Annotated in this window: 7 protein-coding genes; all 7 read right to left on the bottom strand. The window is 73.7% G+C overall.

The annotated features are described in order from the left end of the window. Positions 1-133 precede the first annotated feature (133 nt). The 7 genes from ACIGCK_RS12525 to ACIGCK_RS12555 all read right to left on the bottom strand — a co-directional run bounded on the left by ACIGCK_RS12525 (position 134) and on the right by ACIGCK_RS12555 (position 9,536). A complete protein-coding gene (locus tag ACIGCK_RS12525; protein WP_396666482.1) occupies positions 134-1,750 on the bottom strand; it encodes a S8 family serine peptidase in 1,617 nt (538 codons plus the stop codon). Positions 1,751-1,771: 21 nt separating this feature from the next. Next, a complete protein-coding gene (locus tag ACIGCK_RS12530) occupies positions 1,772-2,824 on the bottom strand; it encodes a hypothetical protein (RefSeq protein WP_396666484.1) in 1,053 nt (350 codons plus the stop codon). Between the two features lie 65 nt (positions 2,825-2,889). Next, the gene (locus tag ACIGCK_RS12535) at positions 2,890-3,318 is read right to left on the bottom strand and encodes a hypothetical protein (protein ID WP_396666486.1); all 429 of its coding nucleotides are present in this window, start codon (positions 3,316-3,318) and stop codon (positions 2,890-2,892) included. After that, positions 3,315-4,760 carry a DUF5684 domain-containing protein gene (locus ACIGCK_RS12540; RefSeq protein WP_396666488.1) on the bottom strand — a complete coding sequence of 482 codons (1,446 nt, stop codon included), beginning with the start codon at positions 4,758-4,760 and terminating at the stop codon, positions 3,315-3,317. Before ACIGCK_RS12540 ends, ACIGCK_RS12535 begins: the two co-directional genes overlap by 4 nt. Next, the gene (locus tag ACIGCK_RS12545) at positions 4,757-7,234 is read right to left on the bottom strand and encodes a transglutaminase domain-containing protein (RefSeq protein ID WP_396666489.1); all 2,478 of its coding nucleotides are present in this window, start codon (positions 7,232-7,234) and stop codon (positions 4,757-4,759) included. Before ACIGCK_RS12545 ends, ACIGCK_RS12540 begins: the two co-directional genes overlap by 4 nt. After that, complete coding sequence (locus tag ACIGCK_RS12550) at positions 7,231-8,574, bottom strand: DUF58 domain-containing protein (RefSeq protein ID WP_330170447.1); 1,344 nt, start codon at positions 8,572-8,574, stop codon at positions 7,231-7,233. Before ACIGCK_RS12550 ends, ACIGCK_RS12545 begins: the two co-directional genes overlap by 4 nt. Continuing rightward, the gene (locus tag ACIGCK_RS12555; protein ID WP_330170448.1) at positions 8,571-9,536 is read right to left on the bottom strand and encodes a MoxR family ATPase; all 966 of its coding nucleotides are present in this window, start codon (positions 9,534-9,536) and stop codon (positions 8,571-8,573) included. Before ACIGCK_RS12555 ends, ACIGCK_RS12550 begins: the two co-directional genes overlap by 4 nt. Positions 9,537-9,600: the final 64 nt, after the last annotated feature.

The following is a 9,600-nucleotide window of genomic DNA, read 5'->3' on the forward strand; positions in this document are numbered from 1 at the left end:
CGTCAAACTCCGCCGCGCCAGCTAACCCGTTTCGCGGGCATTCTCAGATGAGGCACCGAACAACTTTCGCGGGCACCTTGACTTGAGGCACTCCGACGGATGCCGCGTCGACGGGCACACTCACGGCATCCGGTCAGCGAGGCGCGCGCCGCCACGCGCCCGCCGCGGCGAGCAGCAGCCCCGCCCCGGCCAGAAGCGCGCCCAGCGACAGCAGGCCGGGGGCCGTGCCCTCGCCGCCCGAGCTCGCCAGCGACGCCGGCCCCGCGGGAGCCGGAGACCCCGCGACTTCGAAGGCCACCCACGCCCGCACCGTCCCGTCCGCGTTCGTCAGCGCGAGCCGGTGCGCCCCGGGCGCGAGCGACGTCGGCACGCGTACCGATGCTCCGCCCTCGGCGTTCGTCCAGAGCCAGCCGCCCCACACCGGCTCGGAGAAGAACCAGGCCCCGAGCCACGTGTGCGCGGGCAGCCCCGACAGGGTCAGCGTGCCACCGGCCTCCGCGACGGCGGGCGTCGCGACGAGGCCGCCCTCGGTGGCGGACGTGAGCGCGTCCGCCGCAGGGCCGACAGACGGCGTCTGCGGAGCGGCGGGCCGACCCGTGGCGACCGAGAGGGATGCCGCGGGGCCGGCGATCCCGTCGGCGTTGCGAGCGGCCACCTCGACCGCGAACGTCGACTCGGCGGGGAGCCCCTCGATCCGCAGAGAGGTCTCGTCGCCCTCCAGTGTCCAGTCCTCGGCCACGTCGGGATCGGTCCCGCGCAGCGTGACGACGATGTCCGTCGCGCCGGGCACCGGCTCCCACTCGAGGTCGACGGCATCCGACCCGGCCTGCGCCGTGAGCCCGTCGACGGCGCCGGCGGGCAGGTACGACAGGATGGCCGCCGCATCCAGCAGCCCCGCACCGACGATGTCCTCGTACGCCACGCCGGCATCCTCGAGCGGGTTCTCCATCTCGCGCGCCGTCCGTGCGGCGAGCTCATCCAGGTCGGCGGCCGAGGCGCCCGGGGCGTACTCCCGCGCGAGCGCGAAGACGGCGGCCGCGGCAGGAGCGGCGGCGGAGGTGCCGAAGAAGCGGTACTCGGGGCCGTCGGGGCCGACGTCCGGCGATCCGAAGAAGCTCGTGCGCGCGCCGTCCACCGCCGTGAACACCGGTCCGGGCACCATCGCCGGTTCGGGAAGAGGAGCCGACGGGGCGACCACCATGGGGTCGACGAGCTCGAACAGGAGGCGCCCGGGGCCGAGGGAGCTGAACACCTCGGGTCGCTGCGGCGTCTCCCAGTACGCCGCGCCGACCGCGGTCGCGTAGCCGTCGGCCTCATGCCCGTAGGCCACAGGCCCCACGGTGTCGGGGCCATCGCTGCGGTCGTACTCCCGCTCCAGCATGCGCTCCGCCCCGCCGATCACGCCGAACCACACCTCCGGCGTCGCGCCGTCCGCGCGCGTGCGGGCCAGGACGAACTGGTACGAACCGCCCTCCAGCGGAGCGGAGACCGAGAGCCACGACGTGGGCACGAAGGTGTTCAGGAGCGTCGACTCCGCCACGAACTCCGGCTCGGCGTCGTCGGTGTAGAGCTGCAGCACGAGATCGTTCTCGACCTCGTAGATGACCTCGCCCCACCCGAGCACGACCGAGGGGCTGGCCCCGTCAGAGAAGACGACCCTGTCGCCGGCGTCCTCTCCCATCCCGGGGTCGAAGTCCAGGCAGTCGACGACCTCCGCATCCTCGACCTCCACCCAGTCGGGGCACTCCATGCCGCGATAGGCCTCGGTGCGTCAGCCGCTGATCGGCAGACCCTCGCTCGCGGTCCCCTCGGCGCCGACGGCGGTGGCGTTGCCGACGGAGGTGAGATAGTGCACGCCCTGCTGCTGGACCCGGTCGATGGCCCACGACAGTGTGCCCGGCTGGAAGACCGGCTCGCCGTAGAACGAGATGTCGTCGACGATGATGTCGGCGCCCGCGTCCGCGAGGTCGAGGATCGCCTGGGCCATCGTCAGCTCGCTCGTGCCGGCCGCGGCGAACATGAGCCGCGCCCCCGGCGCGATCCCGTGGACGAGCTGCGCCATGGCCCGCCCCTCGTCACTGCCCTCGGCGTCGCCGAGCACCTCGACGTCTTCCTCGTAGCCGCACGGATTTCCCGCGCCGGGCAGCATGCCGAGGAGCACATCGTCCTCGGGCGACGTCGGCTCGTCCCTGGCTCCGTACGAATCGGAGATGATGCCGACGGTCACTCCCGACCCGTCGACCTCGAAGAGCGATCGGGCGAGGTCGGCGGAGAGCGGGGCATCGGACTCGCTCGGGATCGCCCGGCAGGAGTCCGGATCGACCTCGGGCGCCGCGGGACGCGGGCCCTGGCCGAGGACGGATCCCGCGAGGGGGCGCAGATCGACGGTGATCCCCCGCACCCCGGATTGGGCGGCGATGGCCTCGAGGGCTTCGGGCGCGGCATACGCCGCAATGGATGCCGCGAAGGCGAAGGTGCGCTCTATCCGCGCCACGGCGGCGAGGGCATCACGCTGGGCTGCGGTGGGAACAGCGTCGTACTGGACGGTGATGGCGAGACGGCCTTCCTCGTCCCACTGCATGCTCCCGGGTCCGGACGCGGGCATTCCCAGTCCCGCGGCAAGCAGCTGCGGGTCGCTCCCGACCTCGCGCGCCTCCCGCACGATCTGCTCCGCGAGCGTGAGCGTCTGCGGCACGGATGCGGCGTCCTCCTCAGCGGCAGCTGGAGCCACGACACCGACCCCCACGACGGCGGGAACCGCCACCGCCGCGATCGCCAACATCGACCATCCCGCCCACCGGCGCCCAATCATGCGTGCACCCACGCCAACACACGCTAGGGCGCCGGCTCCGGCCTCCGCCCACTCAGGGGGTGACGCTCACCCTTTCTTCACCCTCCGACCAGGACCAGCGCGAGAAGGCCCGCGCTCACCAGGACGATGCCCGACATGCCGAGCCCCAGCCGCACGAGTCGCCGGCGACCGCGCACCCGCACGGCGCGGGCGATGGCGATCGCATCCACCGGCTCCTGCCGTGCGCGACCGGTGGGCCACCGCCCCGTCATCCCCTCCGGGCGCCCCTCGAACGCCGCAGCGGCGGGGGAACGAGGGAGGTCGGCGACCGGCTCGACGGCCCCCGCCACCGGTACGCGTGCGCGACGGCCGTCCCCCGCGCCGTCGGCGCGGGGGCGGACACCGCCCCCCGGGATGCCCCGCGCCCGCGAACGGATCGTGTCCGACATCGACTCGGCCTCGTCCGCCTCGTCCGCCTCGTCCGCCTCGTCCGCATCAGGCTCGCCGGGCGCCCGCACGCGCGTCACAATCCTTCGCGTCGGAGCCCGAACTCGGCATCGCCGAGCAGGAAGCGGTGGGTGACCTCCTGCGACTCACCCGGAGGGACCTCGACCTCGTCCCCGTCCTGAGCGAGGAGGATCACTCCGTTCGTCGAGTAGAGGTCCGTGATCGACCAGACCTCGCCGTGCAGTTCGAGGCGCGCGTGCGTCTTCGACACGGTCCGGGTCTCGTCTGCCAGCGGAACCAGCTGTGCGCCGGGATGATCGGGGTCCTCCTGGGGGCGGCGGCCGAGGACGACCAGCTCGGACGTGAGGCGGACCGGGGCGCCCTGCGGCGTGAGGAGGCTCCACACCGCGCGGCGCCGCGACGCGACGACCGTCTCGTCGAAGACGGACTCGTCGGGGATCTCGGGCGCCGCGTGCTGCGCCGAGACGGATGCGCGCGCGGCGCGCGGCCCGCTCAGGACGGGCGCGCCCTGCACGGCCGACACCTCGGCGGAGCTGTGGGAATCGGTGTCGGAGGACGCGCCGAACTCCGCCGCGTCCGGGCCCCGCCTCGCGTCGATGGGCGCCGCGAGGGGCGACCACGGGTCACCGCTCGTCGACGGAGGGGGCTGTGGCACCTCCCGCACGGGCGGTGCCTGCGGTGCCGCGACGGCGGGGCGCGCGTCGCCGTCGCCGCCGGGGACGGCGCGGATCGGGGCGGCGGGCGGAAGCGCCGGCGGCACGGCCGGACCCTGAGCGGGGAACGTCTGCGTGAACGGTGCTCGCCCGGTGAATCCGGAGCCCGTCTGCTCGGCCGCCGCGGCGGCGTCGGCCTGCGCGCGGCGCATGGTCGAGCGGAAGGCGTGGGCGGGCTCCGACGGCTCGAGCGGTGGCGCCCGGTCGGGAAGCGGCGGAACCGGGGGAACGACCGAAGGATAGCCCGATACGGTCGGCGCCGGCGGCCGGGGAGGCAGTTCGGGGCCCCCGGCCGGTCCGTGACGACCGAAGACGGAAGCGCTGCTCGCGGATGCGGGACCCGTGTACGCGGGCGCCACCCTCCCCTCGAGGTCCAGGCCGGGGTTGGCGTGCCGCAGGGGACCGCTCCCGACGCCGGGCTCGTCCCCCAGCCACCGCGCCGGGCCCCATCCGACGACGGTCGCCCAGACCGGGAAGGCGAGGACGCCGAGCACGGTCATGCCGGCGCCGAACCCGAACGACCGGTTCACCCGCCAGAGAGCCATCGCGAGGACGACCAGGAACGGAACCTGGCCGAGGACGGGCACGAGGGCGAGCAGGGCGAACCATCCCGAGAAGCCGCCGACCTGCAGAACGACGGCGACATTGAGCAGAGGCACCCACGCCGTCCAGGGGTCCTCGCCCACCTTTGCGAACACCGCCTGCAGCGCGAGGCTCGACCACACGTAGACGAGGATGCCGGCGCCCAGCCAGCCGAGGATCAGCAGGAGTGCTGCGGAATCGTTCATGATGTGCGCGAGCCCCCGTGAGGGTGCCGCGTCCTCCTCCCCTGTCGGCGGCCGTCGCGGGAACGCGCGACCGGTTCCACCGGAGCGACCGCGCGAGCGAACGACCTCAACGATACGACTGCACGGAGCCTTCGCCACAGAGTGGCTTCGGCGGCGAAGGCGTGACGCTCGGCATCCACGATGTCCCAGAAGCGCGCCGCCTCGTCGGGCGTGGTCCGCTCACCCGAGAACACCGCGCGATCGGCCCGCTCCGCGAGGGTGGGGGAACCCGCCGTCGCGTAGAGCTCCGCCGTCTCGGCCCGGGTGCGGCGCCCCGGCGCGGGAAGTCCCGCGTCTACGGCGGAATCGACGAACTCGTCCCAGCCCGCCACGATCGCCGCGCCGGGCGGCGCCCGCCGTCGTCCCCGTCTCCTCAGGACCTTCGCGAGTGCGACGAGGAGGAACGGCCCGGCGACGAGCAGCACGACCAGCAGCCCGATCGCAGCGGTCCGCACGACGCCCCACAGCGGCGTCAGATCGACCCCCGCATCGTCGGCGTCGGGGTCGCGGACCACGGTGTCGGTCAGCCCCGCGTCGGGGGGTGCGACCTCTTCGGGCGTCTCCGGCAGCACCACCGTCGGGTTCTCGGGGTCGCGCTGTCTGCTCAGATCGGCGGTCGGCTCGACCCGGTGCTGCGGCGTGACATCGACCGGGATCCACGTCGCATCGGACGCTTGCACCTCGACCCACGCCCTCAGGTCAGACCCGCGGCAGACGCCGCCTTCGCAGAAGGGCGTCCCGTCGCCGGGATCGCTCAGGTGCGTCCCCACGACGATCCGGGCGGGGAACCCCAGTTCTCCGGCCATGAGCGCCACGGCGACCGCGAACTGCTCGTCGTCGCCGACGGCGGCCACCAGGGACTCCCCGGGCCGCGAGGCGGCGCCCTCCCTCTGCAGCAGGGCCCGGAAGAGCGCGTCGATCCTGCTCAGGGAGTGGCCCGCCGCGCTGGGGAGGAACGAGGCTCCGCCCAGCTCGGAGAGCCACGCGGGGGGCACCGCGGCGTCGATCGCGACGGAGTGGCTGAGGTAGCCGCGCTCGCGCAACAGATCGACGAGGGCGACCAGAGCGGCCCCGCCCTCCCCCTCGACGTGCTGCTGCATCCACCTGATCAGGGATTCCGGCGCCGCCACCGAGGGCGCCAGGCCCGGGGAGACCACGTGCGCGAGCGGGGGCGTCGCGGGAACGACGGAGTCGATCCGGTAGGCGTCTCCCGGCTCGAGCGAGCCGCCCGCCACCTGCACGGCGGATGAGGCGCCGGGGCTGTAGTAGAAGCCGTCGCCGAGCGCCGTGGCGCGCGGGCCGTCGAACGCCACGGCGGAGGTCCGTCCGATCGTCGGCAGCCAGATCCCCTCGAGGCCGTCGATCCGCACCTGCGCGGCGACGGCCTCCCCGGCGCCGGCGTCCACGCGGTCGGGGACCCGCACGAAGGCCGCGGACGCCTCCGTCCCTGCGCTCGTGTACTGCACGCCGTCGTAGTGGGAGAGGGTCGCGATGCGCACCCTCTCCGGCTCCCCCCGCAGAGCGGCGACCGTGAACAGCTCCTCGTCGTATGCGGAGTCCGCGAAGAACGCCCGATACTCCGCGAGCGGGCTGATCGCCCGGGACAGCGCCAGGTCGGGCCCGACGCCGGAGCGGAGGACCGTCCGCTCCGCCCCCGCGGCGAGCGCGGGCGTGACCGCGGCCGCGACGATCACGGAGCCCACGATCATCACGGCGCCGAGCCCCATCCGCCGGGTGTCGGAGGCCGATCGCGACCGAGTGAGGCGCACCCCGCTGCCCGCTGCCGCACGACGCAGCGCGCGCGCCCGCTCGTCGTAGTGCTGCCACGCCAGCCACAACAGGCTGGCGATGAGGCCCGCCGCCCCCACCACCGTCTCGCGCGGCGCGGCCAGGGTGATCGGCCCCCACTCCCACGGCGCGCTCGAGACCGTGCGCCCGAACAGCAGACCGAAGGAGACCATCGCCAACCCGATGACGACGGCGAAGGCGGATGCCGGGGCGTGGCGCCAGGCGAAGAGCAGCGCGGCGCAGACGCCCACGAGGAAGACGATCAGGGCGGGCACGAGCAGGTTGCGGTACTGCCCCGCCGGCAGCTCGACCGTCAGCAGGTCCTTCCAGGCCGTGACCGTCCCCGTCACGACGTCCCGCAGGCCCAGGCCCCAGTCCGCCGGAGAGCCCAGGCGGGACGGCACGGCCAGCGGAACGCCGAGCACGAGGACCGCAGTGCCCGTCGCGAGCGTCGTGAGCCACCCGGGCCATCGCGCGGCCCATGCGCCGATGGCGATCGCGGCGCCCGTGGCGGATGCCACCCCGACGAGCAGGAGGAACGCGGGGCTGCGGTACACGGGCCATGCGGCGACCGCCGCGAGTACGGTGAGCACCGCGACGTAGAGCGACCCCGCGACGATCCGCGGGCGTGCGACGGTCCGGTTCATGCCGCACCCCTCAGCATCAGGCTCGCGAGGTCGTCGAGCACCCCGATGGTGAGGACGCCCATGCCGCCGGGTGTCTGCACGCGCGGATGCGCCCGCTCGTCGCATCGGATCACGAGCACCGCCGTGTCGGCGGGGAAGGCCAGCGCCGCGCGCCGCAGACGCGACGGGGTCACCTGCGAACCGCACACGATGATCGCGATCGACAGCGTCGTCTTCGTCTCGGCCGTCAGCCGGCACACGCCTTCTACGGGCATCGTCTCCTCGAGCGTGCGCACGGCGCAGAAGCCGTCGAGGAGCGCGCGGGGGGATGCCGCAGTCAGGTCCCTCACCGCCTGAAGCCTTCCGCGCACGGCGCGCGGGATCTCGGCACCGATCACGACGTCGAGGTCGCGGCCGTCGCGGATGGCACGCGTGCCCAGCGACGCCGCCGCGCTGACGGCGAGCTCGAACTCGTCCGCGTCGGCGAACTCGGCGGCGGCCAGGCCGAGCACGATAGCCATCCGCGAGCGTCGGGACTCCTCGAACTGGCGGACCATGAGCTGTCCGGTCTTCGCGGTGGACTTCCAGTGGATCTGGCGTCGCGTGTCACCCGGGGCGTACTCGCGGATCGCGTGGAACGACATGTCGGCCTCGACCAAGCGCCGCGTCGGATTGCCTTCGAGATCTCGGATGAGCCCCGCGCTCGTCGAGGGCACCGAGACCGTGCGGGGGTGGACGTAGAGGCGGTGCACGTCGTCCCAGGCGTGCTCCCGCCGGACCAGCCCGATGGGGTCGCTGCGCACCGTGGTCGGCGGGCCGACCGTGATGATCCCGCGGCGCTCGGCCGGGAGGGTCAACGGCTGCGCGACGACGTGGTCGGCGCGCAGGAGGGGCACCCCCAGCTCGACGAGACCGTCGCCGACCGGAAGGTCCAGGCGTCCCGGCAGCTGTGTCGACCGGCCGCGGTTCCGGATGCGGATCTCGCCCCCGACGACCCCTCCCGCGACGACGCGTTCGTGATCGAGGAAGACCTCCACGTCGTAGGCCCGCGCGCCGAAGAGGAACGGAAGCGCGAGGGCCAGCATGACCGCCGAGGCGATCCCGGCCACGATCCATTCCACCCACCCGAGGATCGCGCCGGTCACGAGGCCGGCGCTGCCGGCGGCGATCACGAGCCAGCCGGCGGGAGTCACGGATTCCGCCGCGCGCTCGGCCAGCGTCATCCCCCGCTCCCGCGCGGCACGCCATACCCGGGCCGCCCCCGCGACGAGCGCGACGGTGCGCCCGCTCCGCGCCGCGGTGGTCAGGCGGGTATGCGACGCCGACGCGGTCCCCGTGCGCCCCGGCTCGGTGCTGCTCATATCGGTTCCCGCTGCGTGGGGGGCGGCACGTCGAGCAGTACCTGCCCGACGATCGCCTCGGGGGTTACCCCGTCGAACTCGGCCTCGGGATGGAGGATGAGTCGGTGGGAGAGCACCGCGACCGCGAGCGCCTTGACGTCGTCGGGGGTCGCGTACGTGCGTCCGCGCGAGGCCGCACGGGCCTTCGAGGCATGGGTGAGGGCCAATGCACCGCGGATGCTCACCCCGAGCCGCACCTGGTCCGCGTTGCGCGTGGCGTCCACGAGCCGCGCGACGTAGTCGAGGACGAGCGCGCTGACGTAGACCTCCCGCGCGAGATCCTGCATGCCCACGAGCGCCTGGGGCGCGATGACGGGTGAGAGCTCGGCGGTCGGCACGGCCGCTCCGTCGAGGATCCGGACCGTCGCGGCGTGGTCGGGATAGCCGAGGGACGTGCGGAGGAGGAAGCGGTCGAGCTGCGCCTCGGGGAGGCGGTAGGTGCCCGCCTGCTCCACCGGGTTCTGGGTCGCGATCACGAGGAACGGCACGCCCACGGGCCGGCTGACCCCGTCGACGGTCACCCTCCCCTCCTCCATGACCTCGAGCAGGGCGGACTGCGTCTTCGGGCTGGCCCGGTTGATCTCGTCGGCGAGGACGATGTTCGCGAAGACGGGGCCCGCGTGGAACTCGAACGATCCGTTCTTCTGGTCGTAGACGGTGATGCCCGTGATGTCGCCCGGGAGGAGGTCCGGCGTGAACTGGATGCGCGTGTTCGTGCCCTGCACCGTCTGCGCCAGCGCCCGCGCCAGCGAGGTCTTCCCCGTTCCCGGAACGTCTTCGAGCAGCACATGACCGTCGCTGAGCATCGCGGTCAGGACGAGCTCGATCACGTGGCGCTTGCCGAGCACCGCACGCTCGACGTTGTCGGTGAGCTGGTCGAAGGTCTGGGCGAACCAGGTCGCCTGCTCCTGTGCGAGGGTCATCGTGGAGTGTCCTTCGGGTCGTCGGATCGAAGTCGTGCGGGCCGGCGCGGCTGCGGCGAGGTCA

The sequence above is a fragment of the Microbacterium sp. NPDC078428 genome (assembly GCF_044542535.1).
Taxonomy (GTDB): Bacteria; Actinomycetota; Actinomycetes; order Actinomycetales; family Microbacteriaceae; genus Microbacterium; species Microbacterium limosum.

What these genes read in the sequence shown, in the direction of transcription:
- ACIGCK_RS12525 (WP_396666482.1), bottom strand. Translation starts at nt 1,750, where the DNA reads ATGGAGTGCCCCGACTGGGTGGAGGTCGAGGATGCGGAGGTCGTCGAC.
- ACIGCK_RS12540 (WP_396666488.1), bottom strand. Translation starts at nt 4,760, where the DNA reads ATGAACGATTCCGCAGCACTCCTGCTGATCCTCGGCTGGCTGGGCGCC.
- ACIGCK_RS12550 (WP_330170447.1), bottom strand. Translation starts at nt 8,574, where the DNA reads ATGAGCAGCACCGAGCCGGGGCGCACGGGGACCGCGTCGGCGTCGCAT.
- ACIGCK_RS12545 (WP_396666489.1), bottom strand. Translation starts at nt 7,234, where the DNA reads ATGAACCGGACCGTCGCACGCCCGCGGATCGTCGCGGGGTCGCTCTAC.
- ACIGCK_RS12555 (WP_330170448.1), bottom strand. Translation starts at nt 9,536, where the DNA reads ATGACCCTCGCACAGGAGCAGGCGACCTGGTTCGCCCAGACCTTCGAC.